The organism is Taibaiella helva, from assembly GCF_003545695.1.
GTDB classification, from domain to species: domain Bacteria; phylum Bacteroidota; class Bacteroidia; order Chitinophagales; family Chitinophagaceae; genus Taibaiella; species Taibaiella helva.
On the sequence record NZ_QUZZ01000006.1, the window covers coordinates 329,953 to 344,146 of the forward strand.

General features: G+C 52.5%; 13 protein-coding genes and 1 tRNA gene. 9 read left to right on the plus strand and 5 right to left on the minus strand.

Annotated elements, in window-relative coordinates; all coding sequences use genetic code 11:
* Positions 1-33 precede the first annotated feature (33 nt).
* Positions 34-1,785 (plus strand): T9SS type A sorting domain-containing protein, encoded by a 1,752-nt coding sequence (locus DZC79_RS11880; RefSeq protein WP_118951801.1) that lies wholly within the window; start codon positions 34-36, stop codon positions 1,783-1,785.
* A gap of 353 nt (positions 1,786-2,138) precedes the next feature.
* Here DZC79_RS11880 and DZC79_RS11885 read toward each other — a convergent pair whose 3' ends face one another.
* A complete protein-coding gene (locus DZC79_RS11885; protein WP_198666864.1) occupies positions 2,139-3,443 on the minus strand; it encodes a DEAD/DEAH box helicase in 1,305 nt (434 codons plus the stop codon).
* Positions 3,444-3,818: 375 nt separating this feature from the next.
* Here DZC79_RS11885 and DZC79_RS11895 point away from each other — a divergent pair, with 375 nt between their 5' ends.
* Positions 3,819-4,070, plus strand: a complete 252-nt coding sequence (locus tag DZC79_RS11895) for a hypothetical protein (protein WP_118951803.1) — start codon at positions 3,819-3,821, stop codon at positions 4,068-4,070.
* Between the two features lie 32 nt (positions 4,071-4,102).
* Positions 4,103-4,504 carry a hypothetical protein gene (locus DZC79_RS11900; protein ID WP_118951804.1) on the plus strand — a complete coding sequence of 134 codons (402 nt, stop codon included), beginning with the start codon at positions 4,103-4,105 and terminating at the stop codon, positions 4,502-4,504.
* Positions 4,505-4,605: 101 nt separating this feature from the next.
* Here the strand turns inward: DZC79_RS11900 and DZC79_RS11905 are convergent, their stop codons facing one another.
* Positions 4,606-5,562, minus strand: a complete 957-nt coding sequence (locus DZC79_RS11905; protein WP_118951805.1) for a hydrogen peroxide-inducible genes activator — start codon at positions 5,560-5,562, stop codon at positions 4,606-4,608.
* Positions 5,563-5,637: 75 nt separating this feature from the next.
* On the opposite strand from DZC79_RS11905, the gene DZC79_RS11910 reads away from it, so the two are divergent.
* The 4 genes from DZC79_RS11910 to DZC79_RS11925 are packed head-to-tail and all read left to right on the plus strand — an operon-like array spanning position 5,638 to position 9,466.
* Positions 5,638-6,084: a PaaI family thioesterase gene (locus tag DZC79_RS11910; protein ID WP_118951806.1), complete on the plus strand. Its 447-nt coding sequence runs from the start codon at positions 5,638-5,640 to the stop codon at positions 6,082-6,084.
* Positions 6,085-6,144: 60 nt separating this feature from the next.
* Complete coding sequence (locus DZC79_RS11915) at positions 6,145-6,885, plus strand: glycosyltransferase family 2 protein (RefSeq protein ID WP_118951807.1); 741 nt, start codon at positions 6,145-6,147, stop codon at positions 6,883-6,885.
* 25 nt (positions 6,886-6,910) lie between these two features.
* A complete protein-coding gene (locus DZC79_RS11920; protein ID WP_118951808.1) occupies positions 6,911-8,038 on the plus strand; it encodes an acyloxyacyl hydrolase in 1,128 nt (375 codons plus the stop codon).
* A gap of 42 nt (positions 8,039-8,080) precedes the next feature.
* A complete protein-coding gene (locus DZC79_RS11925; RefSeq protein ID WP_157977094.1) occupies positions 8,081-9,466 on the plus strand; it encodes a methyltransferase RsmF C-terminal domain-like protein in 1,386 nt (461 codons plus the stop codon).
* A 116-nt stretch (positions 9,467-9,582) separates the two neighbouring features.
* Here DZC79_RS11925 and DZC79_RS11930 read toward each other — a convergent pair whose 3' ends face one another.
* Both DZC79_RS11930 and DZC79_RS11935 read right to left on the minus strand, forming a co-directional pair.
* The gene (locus DZC79_RS11930; protein WP_118951810.1) at positions 9,583-11,013 is read right to left on the minus strand and encodes an L-serine ammonia-lyase; all 1,431 of its coding nucleotides are present in this window, start codon (positions 11,011-11,013) and stop codon (positions 9,583-9,585) included.
* Positions 11,014-11,108: 95 nt separating this feature from the next.
* Positions 11,109-11,645, minus strand: a complete 537-nt coding sequence (locus tag DZC79_RS11935) for a fasciclin domain-containing protein (protein ID WP_118951811.1) — start codon at positions 11,643-11,645, stop codon at positions 11,109-11,111.
* 155 nt (positions 11,646-11,800) lie between these two features.
* Here DZC79_RS11935 and DZC79_RS11940 point away from each other — a divergent pair, with 155 nt between their 5' ends.
* Positions 11,801-12,604 (plus strand): alpha/beta fold hydrolase, encoded by an 804-nt coding sequence (locus tag DZC79_RS11940; protein WP_118951812.1) that lies wholly within the window; start codon positions 11,801-11,803, stop codon positions 12,602-12,604.
* A 2-nt stretch (positions 12,605-12,606) separates the two neighbouring features.
* On the opposite strand, the gene DZC79_RS11945 is transcribed toward DZC79_RS11940, so the two are convergent.
* A complete protein-coding gene (locus DZC79_RS11945; RefSeq protein ID WP_232831821.1) occupies positions 12,607-13,818 on the minus strand; it encodes a DUF2062 domain-containing protein in 1,212 nt (403 codons plus the stop codon).
* Between the two features lie 93 nt (positions 13,819-13,911).
* Between DZC79_RS11945 and DZC79_RS11950 the strand changes: the two genes are divergently transcribed.
* Positions 13,912-13,985: transfer RNA gene (locus tag DZC79_RS11950), tRNA-Pro, on the plus strand.
* Positions 13,986-14,194 lie beyond the last annotated feature (209 nt).

Below are 14,194 nucleotides of genomic sequence, written 5' to 3' on the forward strand. Positions count from 1 at the left end.
GTTATTGTTTATCGTTTAAATCCTGGAAAGGAGATGAAAAAATGTTTACTCAGCATTGTGGCCTTTTGCTGCATGCAAACCCTGGTTGCGCAAACCAAGAATTTTGACCTGTATGTGGTCGCGGAAGGGAATTTCGGAACCCCCAATGGCGACGTTTACAAGGTATCTCGTATTTCACCCGCTGCATTGATGACCTCGGGACCGTTGTACCAGACGGCCAACAGCACCGCGGGGATCGATGTGCTGCAGGACTTTGAAGTGTTCGGCGACAAGGCTGTGCTTTGTGGTAAAGGCGTCGCGCCGGTCAAGCTGGCTATTGCCGGATATCCTTCCTTCGACAGCGTCAGGACCTTTACCACTATCGGCGGCATCCAGTGTGTGGGCAAAGCCAGCAATACCAAGGGTTACCTGAGCCCGGCCAACGGCGGCCTGCTGCAGCTCGATCTTAACAGCAATACGCTGAATCCTGTAAACGATCCTTCTTCCATGCTCAGCTCCTATGCCAGCTATATGGTGCAGGCCAATGGCTTTATGTATGTGGCCATCGGCAGCAAGCTGGTCAAGGTAGACACGGCGACCAGCACGGCGACCGCTACCTTGCTGCCCAATATCGGCGCTATCGCCGGCATGGAGTACGATGCCGTAAATAACTGCATATGGCTGCTGGGCAAGGTTTCCGGAACATCGGCGCTGGTAAGGCTCGAGCCGGCCAACAGCGACTTGCTGCAACCGCCCGTTGTGCTCACCGGGGTCAGCAATGCTGCGCAGCTGCGGCTGGCGCAGCAAAAGCTGTATTTTCTCTCAGGCAAGAATGTGCACATCTATAACATTGCTGCACCCAATATACCGACTACGCCCGTGTATACCAGCCTGCTCAGCGGTGGCAGCTTCTCTTTTGCCTATGGTAAATCCTTTACCGTGGATCCTGCCACCGGCGACTTCGCATTGGCCAGCGCCACTAATTTTGCCAGCCCTTCGATCTATGAAGTGGTGGACGGCACTACTTTCCAGCGGCTGGACAGCGGCAGCGTGAACGGCCGTATCGCCAATGAGCTGATCCTGCATACTTACAGCATGCCACAGCCTGATACCCTCCCCTTGCCTGCTGTTTATGCCGAATGCGGCACGACACTGACGCCGCCCATAGCGCATGCCGGCGGCAATACAATTACCGGCACCACTACCGATCCGCTGAGCTATAATCAGCAGGGCACTTTTACCGTTACCTGGACCTTTATCAACGGCTACGATACGGCTGTACACAGCCAGCAGGTGATTATCGATGATACTACCGCACCTGTACCCAACCTCGCTACCCTGCCTGCCGTGCAGGGCAATTGCCCCTATACCCTTACACCACCTGTGGCATCGGACAACTGCGCCGGTAACCTTACCGGCGCTACCGATTCCCTGGTGTTCACCGTTGGCGGCAGCTATACCATTACCTGGCGTTATGATGATGGCCATGGCAATACCGCTACACAAACCCAGCAGCTTACGGTAGACTGCACCACGGGCATTCCTGATATAGCGGCCGCGCTGCCCTTTGCGCTCTATCCCAATCCTGCAGAAGACGAGGTGATACTGCGTCTCGAAGGCAATACTTCCTACGCCGGTTACAGGATCGTGCTGAACGATATGCTGGGAAGGTCATTCAGTGAACAAGCGGTGAACGCAGCCGAGAACCGTATCGACCTCAGCCGCTGCCCTGCAGGAATTTATTTTATCGCTTTAAGAAAGGCAGGCATCCAACAAGGGAAAGCACAAAAGATCGTTGTGCGCTAAGCATACTTTTTACCTTCAGTACAAAATGGCAACAGTGCCGCCCAGCATAGGCGGCACTGTTTGCTTTCCACCTGTATGCTGAGCGTGGGGAAAAATTCCTGCAGCGTATAGCTCGCGCCGTATTTCATCTTCTTTATTTGCTCACGGAGGCGCGCAGCGGCGCTTCACCTGTAAACATCCCACCGCCATCCTGGATGCAGCTTGCGTAGCATGCGAAATAAAGGATTCCAATCGCTCCGTCCAGCTAATCACACCCTGGCATATCAAGGCCGGATTAATGATAAGGGCTACCTCACTAATTGAGGTAGCCTCTTCCTATACGAATAAGACACGCCTATTTTGCAACGCGAAAATCAGCCCTGTGCCTGCGGGCCTGCATTGCCGGGTGCACCACCCGGGCTTTTCGGCTTGGGTTTCTTATAATACTTCTTGCCTCCGCCTTTACCCTTTTTATTACCCGGCTTGTCGCCACCCGGCTTCGGGCCGGCGGCGCCCTGCGGACGCTGGCGCGGCGCATGATAGGAAGGTCCTTTACCCAGGCTTTCGGGCAGGGGCACCTGCTCCACTTCTCTGCCGATCAGCTTCTCAATCGCATGAAAACGGCGCAGATCTTTTTCATTGACAAAGGTGATGGCCGTACCGGTGCTGGCCGCCCGCGCTGTACGCCCGATACGGTGCACATAGTCTTCCGGGTCGGGTGGCACATCGTAATTCACCACCAGGTCGATCCCTTCTACGTGAATGCCTCTCGACAATACGTCGGTGCCGACCAGCACGTCTATTTTCTGGTTCTTGAAGGCCAGCATCAGCTTCTCGCGTTCTTCCTGCACCAGGTCGGAGTGAAAAGCCTTGGCATTGATCTTTGCCTGGCGAAACTCTCTTTCGAGCCTTTTTACCTTCTCTTTGCTGGAAGAGAAAATGATCACCGACTTATACTGACCTTCAAGCAGCACCTGCAGCAATAGCTTATGCTTCTGCTCATCGTGCGCCATATAGGCCAGCTGGCGTATGCCTTCAGCCGGCTTGGAAATAGCAATATTGATCTGTTGCGGATCTTTCTGTATCTGTTGGGTGAGCTTACGGATGCGGGGCGGCATGGTAGCGCTGAAGCAAAGCGTCTGCCGCTCTTTGGGCAAGGCGTTTACGATTTTGATAATGTCTTCGTAAAAGCCCATATCGAGCATCCGATCGGCCTCGTCGAGCACCAGGTGCTCAATCCTGGAAAAGTCCATGCCCCCCATCTGCATCTGGGCGATGAGGCGGCCGGGCGTAGCGATAATGATATCGGCGCCTTTGGTCAGGGCCTGCTTTTGCTGTACCCAGCTTTGGCCGCTGCCACCGCCATATACCGCAATGGATTTTACGTTCAGGTAATAGCCCATGGCTTCTACCTGGTGGTCGATCTGTATGGCCAGCTCCCGGGTGGGCACGAGGATCAGGGTATTGATCCCGTCGGCGGGCAGCTGCAGGATCTTATGCAGCAGGGGCAGCATAAAAGCGGCCGTTTTCCCGGTACCGGTCTGGGCGCAGGCGATCAGGTCTTTGCCATCCAGGATCAGGGGAATGGCTTCCTGTTGTATGGGAGTAGGAGTACGGTAACCCATGGCATGTATGCCATCCAGTACATCGTCGTCTAGCTGAAAATCTTCAAATGTCAAAATATATGCTGAATTTTTAATTAAATCGACCTAAAAAGGTCGCATGTTCTACATTCAGGTCCCGAAATTAGGCTAATTATTTTACTTCGCGGCGGCCTGATGCTTCCGCAAGCGGCTTAAACGATTCAAAATAAGGCATTCTGCCCGTATTCCGAAACAAGACCCTGCGCTCTTCCTTTCCGAAGCCGGGCCGCGATGCTCCCGAGCCGGCGAGGATTATAAGCAACAGTGTTAGTAACAAATTCCACAGCCGCTTTCCCGGCGCCGGAACCAAAGCCTTGATAATGAATTACCGCTTTTCCTGGTATGTTTTTTGCCGCTGTTTTATAGAAAAGGAAGCATAGGCTTTCTGCCAAAACCAAAAAACGAAGACATATGAAAAAGCTAGTGCTCATTACCGCGATCGGCTTATTGGCCCATACGGCATCGAAAGCCCAGGAAAACAGGCAGCAACCCCGGAAGGATCAGAACAAGACCGAGATGCAGAACGATGATATGAAGAAAGAGAAAAAAGACAGCATGAAGAAAATGAAAAAGGAAAAGAAGGAAAGGGACCACGATAAAATGGACCACTCTTCCCACCAGAAGGACAAGAGCCAGTACAATGATACAGCCCGTCCACGCTAACCTAATCGTTCACTGATCCAATTGCTTTTTTTATGACCCAGCTCATGGATTGTACGCTGTACTATTCCACCATCGGCGAATCGTTCAATATATATGAACGCAATACGGATACTAACCTGGTAAGGACCCGGGCGCTGATCCATTTCTCGACCAGCAAATATGCCTGTGCGCCGGCAGGCGTGGAAGAGCCGGACATTGCCCCGCAATTTGAGGAAGTGACCCACCTGCTGATCCCTCATGAAGTGAAGGGAGGTCCTTTTTTCACTTCTGATACGCAGTGCATTATCGTCAACGGGAAGAACCAGATACTAAAGCTCGGCGGTAAATACCGGTTCGGTATCAGGATGTACCGCGACCCCAATGATCCCAACCTGTTTTCTGTTATTTTCAAAGACAATGAATTTACTGCAGCGCCCAATTGGGTCAGTTTCTGATAGCAGCTACCCGCCTTAGGGCTTCGACATATATACCCGGAATAAACAGCAGCGGATACGGTTATTTCCCGTATCCGCTGCTGTTACTTAGTTATGCCGCCTTATAATTTGGCTGTCTGTATGCGCAGTATTTTGCGGTTCTTCTTCTGCACCCGCATTTTTTCGGGCACCAGCTTCAGTATTTCATCCATCAGCGTCTGCAATACGGTAAGCCGTACAAAATGGTCGTTGGTTACGAGCGATATTTCCCGCACCGGCTCCTCTCCTTCGAAGTAGCGTACGTTTTCGCTTTGATCTTCGGTAAATTCAAAAGTAGCCAGCTCCGGCAGTACCGTCATACCGCCATTTTTATCTACCATTTTGCGTAAAGTTTCCACATTACCTGACTCATATTGGTAGGGGCGGCTTTCCTGCAGCTTTTCCACATGCTCGCTGCAAAGGTTGATGATCTGGTTACGCAGGCAATTGCCCTCGTTGAGCATCCAGATACGCTTCATATCAATATCCTCGGGGGTAACCGTCCTTTTTTTCAAGGCTTTTTCTTCCTTACCGAAATAGGCGACCAGGGATTCGTAGAACAGGGGATATTCTTTAATATGATTGTCTTCCAGCGGTGTGCTGAGCAGGCCACAGTCTATCTCATCGTCTTTCAGCTTGCGGATGATATCTTTTGTCTGCATCTCTGTAACTACCAGGCGCAGCTCCGGATGCGCCTTAGCGTGGTTTTCCAGCAGCTGGGGCAGGATAAAAGGCGCCAGCGTAGGAATAATGCCTACCCTGAAGCTACCGGCCACGGTACCTTGCCGGTGCTGTATCAGCTCCTGGATCTTTGCCGCTTCGGCCAGGATCACCTTGGCCTGCTTTACGATCTCCTCTCCTACCTCGGTAGTGGCGATCGGGTGCTTGTTACGGTCGAAAAGCTTTACGTTCAGCTCCTCTTCCAGCTTATGTATCTGCATGCTTAAGGTAGGCTGCGTTACGAAGCTCTTTTCCGCTGCGGCAACGAAGCTCTTATAGGTAGCAACAGACACGACATATTCTAATTGGGTGATTGTCATATAATCTGTGATTTTTTCGAGGAAACAAAGATAATAGATTGTAGCTTTGCACGTTTTAAAAATTATTTAATTGCGATGATTACAAAGGCGCTGGAGGTGATCCAAAGCATGATCAGTATGGAAATAGACCAGTCGCGATCACCTGCCGGTAACTGGCTCCGCCCCAGGCTGGAGTCGGCAGAAAGGGGCAAAGTGGCTTTGTCGGTACTGATCCGTCGAGAGATGTGCAATCCCTTCGGCAATATTCACGGCGGTATGATGTCGCTGATCGTGGACGAATGTATCGGCTGGGCCATTGTATCGCTGGAAGCGGCGTCGCATTACACCAGCGTATCGCTGAACCTTGATTTTCTTTATGCCGCTGCGGAGGGCGAAAGGATCACGGCAGAGGCGGAGATCATCAGGCAGGGAAAAAAAATTATTCATGCAACAGTAAGGGTTACTAATGAAAATGGTATCTTACTCTGCAAAGCCAGCAGCAATCTCGTGGTGACCGGTATGAAGGTCAAAACGCAGTCTTAACCAGAGCAGCTACCTATTAATCATAAGAAAATATTAAAAACCAGAAGATTTACAGAATTAATGCTGAACGGAAAGAAAATTGTTGTTGTGCTTCCTGCCTACAATGCGGCGCTTACCCTGGAGCGCACCTATAATGAAATCCCTTTTGACATCGTAGATGAAGTCGTGCTTGTGGACGACCACAGCAAGGACGACACGGCCGATGTAGGCCGTAAGCTGGGTATCCATCATGTCATCCGCCATGAAGAGAACAAAGGCTACGGCGGCAACCAGAAGACCTGCTACAATAAAGCGCTGGAGCTGGGCGCCGATATCGTGATCATGCTGCACCCCGACTACCAGTACACGCCCAAGCTGATCCCTTCTATGTGCTATATTATCGCCAACGATCTTTACCCGGTGGTGCTGGGTTCCCGTATCCTGGGCAAGGGCGCCCTCAAAGGTGGCATGCCTATGTACAAATACATCTTCAATCGCTTCCTGACCCTGTTTGAGAACATACTGATCGGCCAGAAGCTGAGCGAGTACCATACCGGCTACCGCGCTTTTTCGGGCGAAGTGCTGCGCAACATCAATTTCAATGCCAACAATGACGATTTCGTCTTCGACAATGAAATGCTTTCCCAGATCTTTATGAAAGGCTATGATATTGCCGAGATCACCTGTCCGACCAAGTATTTTGAAGAAGCTTCGAGCATCAATTTCAGCCGGAGCATGAAATACGGTCGCGGCGTACTGCGGGTATCGCTGCAGCACCGGATGCAGCTGTGGAAACTGGCCAAGTATAAGATCTATCAATAGCTGACCTTAAGCCTGTTTGCTCCTGATGCGTTTTGTCTACTCCACCTTTTTTTTGCTGTTGTGCAGTCAACCTATACTCCTGAGCGCTCAGGAGGCAAAACCCTGGAGCGGTTTCGGCATCGAAGGCAATGTGATGATCGGGAAAATGATAAGGCATAACGCGCGCTTTACCGGCCCCCTGCCCAGCCATTCCTACTCAGTAGAGCTGAACTTCATCAAGCAGACCTACGGTCAGAAGGACTGGCAGCAGCGCCGTAACTACCCGCAGGTCGGCGTAGGCCTTTACTACAACAACTACAATATGCCGGATGTCTACGGACAGGCCATCGGCGTTTTTCCCAATATACAGCTGCCGCTTATCCGCAGCGGCCATTTCGAATGGACCTTCCGGGCAGGCATGGGTGTATGCTACTATACCAGGCCCTACGAGCGCCTGCCCTCGCCCAATACAGAGAATGTGGCCATCGGCGGGCATTGGAACAATATCAGCCCTTTCTCAACCGATCTCCGCTGGCGTATCGACGAGCATTGGGACCTGCAGGCCGGCGCCAATTTTTCGCATGTTTCCAATGCGGCTTTCCAGCAACCCAACCTGGGGATCAATATGTACGGTGCGCATATAGGACTGCGCTATTTTCCTGTAACGGCCCGCCCGGAACAAATCCGGCGCGCACTGCAGCCTTTAAAGAACCGCTGGCTGATACAGGCGCGCGCCAGCCTGGCCTTCGTTGAAGCGCCGCCGGCCGACGGACCGCTTAACCCCGTGTACCTCGGCGCGCTCTACCTGAGCAAACGCTACTGGAGCAAGAATAAAGTATATGCCGGTTTCGACTACGCTTACAATACTGCCAAATATGCTAAGCTGAAAAGCATCGAGCATTTCCAGGGTTCGGAATACAGCCATTCGACACAGGCAGCTGTTTTTATCGGCAATGAATTCCTGCTGGGGCGCCTCGGCATCCTGTTCCAGGCCGGCTATTACCTGCACCGGATGGATGAGCAGAACGAAAAGTTCTACCAGAAGCTGGGCGGCAACCTTTACCTGGTACAAGGAGAAAGAGGACCGGTGAAAGAGGTTTTTCTTTCCGCCATCCTGAAAACGCATATGGCTAATGCCGAATTATTTGAAATGGGGCTGGGTATTGGCCTTTAATATCTGCCGGAACTTTTTGCATTCCAAACTGTATTGCTTTCTGTGAACCTTACCGATAAATTAAAAACGATTGTCCCGCAGCTGAGCCCGGTGCCCGGCGGCGGTCTCCTGGATAGCGACGCCCTGCTGCAGGCGCATGAGCAACCTGCCATCACTTCGATACGGCTCAATCCGGGCAAGCCTTCGCCCGCGTTCGAAGACAACGCTGCCGTGCCCTGGTTTGCCCCGGGCGGCCGGTACCTCGATCAGCGGCCGGTATTCACGCTGGATCCTTTGTTCCACGCCGGCGCTTATTACGTGCAGGAGGCATCGTCCATGTTCGCGGGCCACGCGTTTCGCAGCCTGGTCGACCGGCAGGGACCCATACGGGTGCTTGATCTTTGTGCGGCGCCTGGGGGCAAAAGCACATTGCTCGCGTCCCTGCTGCAGGAGAACGATTTGCTGATCGCCAACGAGGTGATACAGCCGCGCGCAGCCATCCTGGCGGAAAACCTGACCCGCTGGGGCCAAATGAACACCTGGGTATCCAACAATGATCCCAAAGATTTCGAACGGCTCCCGGGCTATTTCGATGTGATGCTGATAGACGCGCCCTGCACCGGCTCTGGCCTGTGGCGCAAAGATGAAGCTGCTGTTGACGAATGGTCGGCCGATCATGTGAAGCTGTGCAGCGAGCGACAGAAGCGCATTGTAGCGGACGCTTTGCCGGCATTGAAAGCAGGCGGCATGCTGCTGTACGCGACCTGCTCTTATTCTGCCGAGGAAAATGAAGCTATCTGCGACTGGCTCTGCGATCATCTTTCGCTGGAATCGCTTGCGATACCGACGAATCCCTCCTGGCAAATCACGGCAACCCGTTCTGCCCACAACCAGGCCCATGGCTATCGCTTCTATCCCTGGCGGCTGAAAGGTGAAGGCTTTTTCCTGGCCGCTTTCCGCAAACCGGAAGCAGCAGAACAGCCGTCGCGCAGGGAAAAGCATAAAGACAAAGGACAAGCCCCCCGAAAAAGCAAAGACGAGACTTCCCGCTGGAAACCCTTCCTGGATAATGATTTCAGCGCTATAGAACGCAACGGCGAGTATTATGCCATCGCTGCGGCGCATACCGCCGACCTGGCTCTGCTTCAGTCCGCTTTACGGATAAAGAAGACCGGTACCGCTCTCGGCAAGATCGCGGGGAAAGATACCCTTCCCGACCATGAGCTGGCCTTAAGCATACACTTATCACAGGCTATGGCACGCCTCCCGCTGAGCAGGGAAGAAGCCCTGCTCTTTCTCAAAAAAGAAGAAGTACGCAAAGACAACCCGGCAAAAGGCTGGCAGGTAGCCACTTTCGAAGGGCTGGGCCTGGGCTGGGGCAAATGGCTCCCCAACCGTATGAACAATTATTTCCCCAAAAGCTGGCGCATTCGTATGGATGTCCGGTAGCGCTGTATTTGCCTGGAAATAAAAAACCGTTTCGTTGTGCACGAAACGGTGAAATATCATCTGACCACGGAACGGTTAAAGCATTCCCGCCAATCATTTGCGCCCGGCAAACGAGACTAGCATTCGCTTAATCCCAGGGGAATATTGATCGCCAGGCCACCGTCGGCAGTTTCCTTATACTTGGTATTCATGTCCAGCGCCGTCTCCCACATGGTCTTTACCACGGCATCGAGCGAAACCCTGGCCTGGTAAGGATTGCTTTGCATAGCCAGCTGCGCTGCGGTAATAGCCTTGATCGCACCCATGGTATTGCGTTCGATGCAGGGCACCTGTACCAGACCGGCTACCGGATCGCAGGTCAGTCCCAGGTGATGCTCCATGGCGATCTCCGAGGCCATCAGGCATTGCCTTACGCTGCCGCCCATGCATTCGGTAAGCGCAGCAGCGGCCATAGCAGAAGAGACGCCGATCTCGGCCTGGCAGCCCCCCATGGCTGCGGAAATAGTAGCGCCTTTTTTAAAGATGCTGCCAATCTCCGAGGCACACAGCAGGAACTGGATGATCTTATTCTCATCATTACCGTCGCAGAAGGCAACATAATATTGCAGCACTGCAGGAATAACGCCAGCCGCACCATTGGTGGGCGCTGTCACCACCCTGCTGAAAGAAGCATTCTCTTCATTGACCGCCAACGCAAAGCAGCTGACCCAATCCAGGATATATTTGAAGTCGCTGCCGCCTTCCCGCAGGGCCTGAAGCCATTCTTCATAATCATTGTAGGTCTTTCCCTTCATCAGGCGCTTGTTGAGCGGCGCCGCCCGGCGGGAAACGTCAAGGCCGCCCGGCAGCTTGCCTTCCCTGTGGCAGCCCCTGTAAATACAATCTTTCATCGTATGCCATATCCGCATCAGGCCTGTGCGGGTCTCCTGTTCGGGGCGCCATGCGATCTCGTTCTCCATCACCACTTCCGAAATGCTGAGGCCGGTTTTGATGCACCAGTGCAGCAGGTCCTGCGCATTATCTATGGGGAAATACAAATCGGCCGTATTAGCGCTGCCGTGCAGCTCTCCTTCTTTTTCTACAAAACCGCCGCCGATCGAGTAATAGGTTTCGGCAATGGAATTACCATCGTTAAACGAGCACAGGAAAGTCAGCGCATTGGGATGATAAGGCAGGGATTCCTTCATCAGGAATTCGATATCCTCCTGCGGGTTGAATGGGATATGCCGGCTGCCACCGAGCAACATTACCCGGTCGCGGTTAAGCGCAGCAATGGTGCTGTCGATCTTGTTGACGTCAAAGGTAACCGGGTCTTCCCCGCAAAGACCGAGCATGACCGCCACATCGGTTCCATGACCATGGCCTGTTTTGGCCAGCGAGCCATACAGCAGTACCCTTACCTGGCTTACTTCTTCCAGGCTATGCTGCTGCTTCAGGCTGTCGAGAAATTGCAGGGCGGCCTTCCAGGGGCCGAGGGTATGGGAGCTACTGGGGCCTACACCGATCTTAAAAATATCGAATACGGAAATGCGTTCGTTGCTTTGCACAAAAATGGCTTAAGGAAATAAAAAAAGAGCGGCTGTACCGCTCCTCAAAATTACGTCATAAATCGGGAAATCGTGCAGCCCGGCAAAGCTTAGCTTTAGCGCAACAACAGCTTGTCCAGGCTGTACACCAAACCGTTTTGCTCGGCCACAGGCGTTTCCAGTATAGTTTTGAAACCACGCTGATCTTTGACCATCACTTTTCCGTTCTCCATCACGAAGGACAGCTTGCCCGGCGCTCCTATCGTGGGCAAGAAAAACTCCCCTCCGGCTTCCTTGATTTTCTGCTGGAGATCGGACAGCGGCCAGTTGCCGGCTACGGTGTGGTAGGTCAGCACCTTTTGCAATGAATCCATCATTTCCGGCTTCAGCCAGTTGTCCACTGTGCCTGCAGGCAGGATATCGAACGCCCGGTTACGGGGTGCGAATACCGTCATGGGGCCGGGGCCTTCAAAAGTTTCGGTCAGCCGGGCCGCGTTGATGGTCTTTACCATGGTCGCATATTCGGGCGACATATCAACCAGGTATTTCATAATGGTAGGCGGCATTTTTTCCTTCAGCACGCTTTGCGCCGCCACAGGGGCAAAGGGCATACACCATACAATGGCGAATAACCAGAAGAATATGCGTTTCATAAACAGTAGATTATTTATACATAAAACAGCTTCAACTGCTCAGAGGTTGCCCTTTGAGGCTTTTTTAACAGGTACAACATCTTCATTGATGCAAAGCTGCCATAGGGTTGTCAGCAGTCCGTCCTTATTTTGCAGGAACAATAACACTGATTCTTATGGAACAGATCATCAGCAACGGCCTCCCGATCAGCTATAACCGATATGGTAACGGCCCGGTAACCTTACTCTTCGTACATGGCGCTTTTATCGATCAAAGCTACTGGGCGAAGCAGGTCGCTTACTTCGAATCGCGGTATACCATAGTGACTATGGACCTCGCCGGTCACGGCGCATCGGGGCGCAACCGGGAACAATGGCACATTAAAGATATGGCTGATGATGTGGTTAACCTGATGAAAGCGCTGCAGCTACAGCAGGTGATCCTGATCGGTCATTCGCTGGGCGCAGATATCGTCCTGCTTGCCGCTACCGATTATCCCGCGCCGGTTATTGGCTTTATCGTGGTCGACAATTTCAAGAATGTAGCCACGCCCCTGCCACAGGAATATGAAAGCCAGGTTAAAAGCATTATAGAACGATCGCAGCGCGACTTTGCCGGCACCAACGAACAATATGCACGCATGGTGCTGGTCACGCCCGCTACCCCGCAATGGATCACCGATAAGATTGTGGCGGCTTACCGCAACGCTTATGAACCTATGGGCCAGCAGACCTTACCGCAATTTTTCACCATGGATAAGATCGAAAAGGAAAGAGTACCCCGTTTAGCGCCGGTGCTGCACCTCGTCAATGTCAACTATATGCCCACCAGCAAGGTTGCCCTGGAACAACATACGGTCAACGGTTACAAGCTGGTAGAGATAGAGGGTACTTCCCATTATCCGATGCTTAAGCACCCTGAAGCCCTGAACAAAGCCCTGGACGGGATCATCAGCGGGATTATCGCGAAGCAGGCCTGAAGCTACAGGTCTCTTACCGGCTGCTCTTTGCGGAAGAGGGATAGCAGGAGCCAGGACAACAGGTAGGTCAGCGTACCGAGAGCACAGGCCAATACAGCTCCGCCCAGGAAGAAGGCCAGGCCAGCCTCTTTGAACTGCTGCAGAGAAATATCCCGCCAATAAAAGCTGAGATCATGGTAACCCAGCAGCCATTTGCCCGTAAGCACGCTTAATGCCCAGAACACCGGCGTAAAAGGAAAGATGCTGATATTGGCCGCCAGCAGGAATAAAGCTTTATTCAGGCGGAAATAGATGGCCAGCGGGATGCCGATGGCCAGCTGAAAGCCCCATACCGGGAATATGCCCATGAATACGCCGAAGGCAATGCTCCAGGCCTTACGCTGGTTGCTTTCTTCCCGGCGCACGACGATCTGCTGCCACAGCTCCGCCCAGCCTTTCCGGCTGGTAAGCTTCAGCGCCAGGTTGCGCGGATGGATCCACAGCAATGCCGTAAAGGTGAGAAAAGTATTGAGGATGCTGATGCGGGTAAAATCCTTGAAAGGCCTAAAGTGACTGATGCGTTCTTCGGCCGGCGGATAATAGACCGATACCGGCACGCTAATCACCGGTACGCCTTTCCAGGCAATGCGCACAGGCGTTTCGATCTCAAACTCGTATTTGCGGGTAAAGAACTTCATCTTACGCATCGGCTGCAGGGGATAGAGCCGGTAGCCCGATTGGGTATCGGGCAGCTTTATACCTGTTTCCACCCAGAACCAGAAGTTGGAGAAACGATTGCCGAAGCTGCTCTTGCCGGGTATGTGCGCCTGGTCCATATTGCGCGCACCGATGATAAGACAATCCGGACGCTGTTCAATGGCGTCGAGAAAAGCAGGCAGGTCCTGGGCATAATGTTGCCCGTCGCTGTCGATGGTAATGGCGTAACGGTAATGTAATTCCAGTGCATAACGGAAGCCCCGCTTCAGCGCATTGCCTTTACCCCTATTGGGCATATAGCTCAGCTTACGGATAAAAGGAAAGCGTTCCAGTATTTTCTCCGTTTCATCGGTGGAGCCATCGTTGACCACAATAACCTGGTGCGTATAGGCGACCACCGAGCGGATAACCGCTTCAAGAGTCTGGGCATTGTTGTAAGTAGGGATCAATACACAGGCTGCCAGGCTTAGGAAGCGGTCTTCTTGAGTGGGTAAAGGAGTGTCGGGCATCTGTTGCATCGGGCTGCAAAGATTATTTCTTTTTTTTTTGCAGGGAAAAGAAAAATTTACTTACCTTTGCCACCCCAACACAAACCCCAAGGGAATAAAGTTCGGGACGTAGCGCAGCCCGGTAGCGCACTTGCATGGGGTGCAAGGGGTCGCTAGTTCGAATCTAGTCGTCCCGACGAACGAAGAAAAGCTCAGCAGCAATGCTGGGCTTTTCTGTTTTATATCGGTAGCACATCGAGGGCACGTACGTCAGCGAAGGATCAATGGATCAATCGTAAAAGTTGGGGGGAGAAGATAATTAAGCATAGATATTTGCGAGCCTGAAGAGGAAGAAAGGGATGTCTCTTACACCCCTGGAAGAAGAACGGAAGGATTTAATTTTAGC

Bases quoted from the DNA above. Each gene is read 5' to 3' on its own strand.
- DZC79_RS11920 (WP_118951808.1), top strand. From the start codon at position 6,911: ATGCGTTTTGTCTACTCCACCTTTTTTTTGCTGTTGTGCAGTCAACCT.
- DZC79_RS11910 (WP_118951806.1), top strand. From the start codon at position 5,638: ATGATTACAAAGGCGCTGGAGGTGATCCAAAGCATGATCAGTATGGAA.
- DZC79_RS11915 (WP_118951807.1), top strand. From the start codon at position 6,145: ATGCTGAACGGAAAGAAAATTGTTGTTGTGCTTCCTGCCTACAATGCG.
- DZC79_RS11945 (WP_232831821.1), bottom strand. From the start codon at position 13,818: ATGCAACAGATGCCCGACACTCCTTTACCCACTCAAGAAGACCGCTTC.
- DZC79_RS11940 (WP_118951812.1), top strand. From the start codon at position 11,801: ATGGAACAGATCATCAGCAACGGCCTCCCGATCAGCTATAACCGATAT.
- DZC79_RS11905 (WP_118951805.1), bottom strand. From the start codon at position 5,562: ATGACAATCACCCAATTAGAATATGTCGTGTCTGTTGCTACCTATAAG.
- DZC79_RS11900 (WP_118951804.1), top strand. From the start codon at position 4,103: ATGACCCAGCTCATGGATTGTACGCTGTACTATTCCACCATCGGCGAA.
- DZC79_RS11935 (WP_118951811.1), bottom strand. From the start codon at position 11,645: ATGAAACGCATATTCTTCTGGTTATTCGCCATTGTATGGTGTATGCCC.
- DZC79_RS11880 (WP_118951801.1), top strand. From the start codon at position 34: ATGAAAAAATGTTTACTCAGCATTGTGGCCTTTTGCTGCATGCAAACC.
- DZC79_RS11895 (WP_118951803.1), top strand. From the start codon at position 3,819: ATGAAAAAGCTAGTGCTCATTACCGCGATCGGCTTATTGGCCCATACG.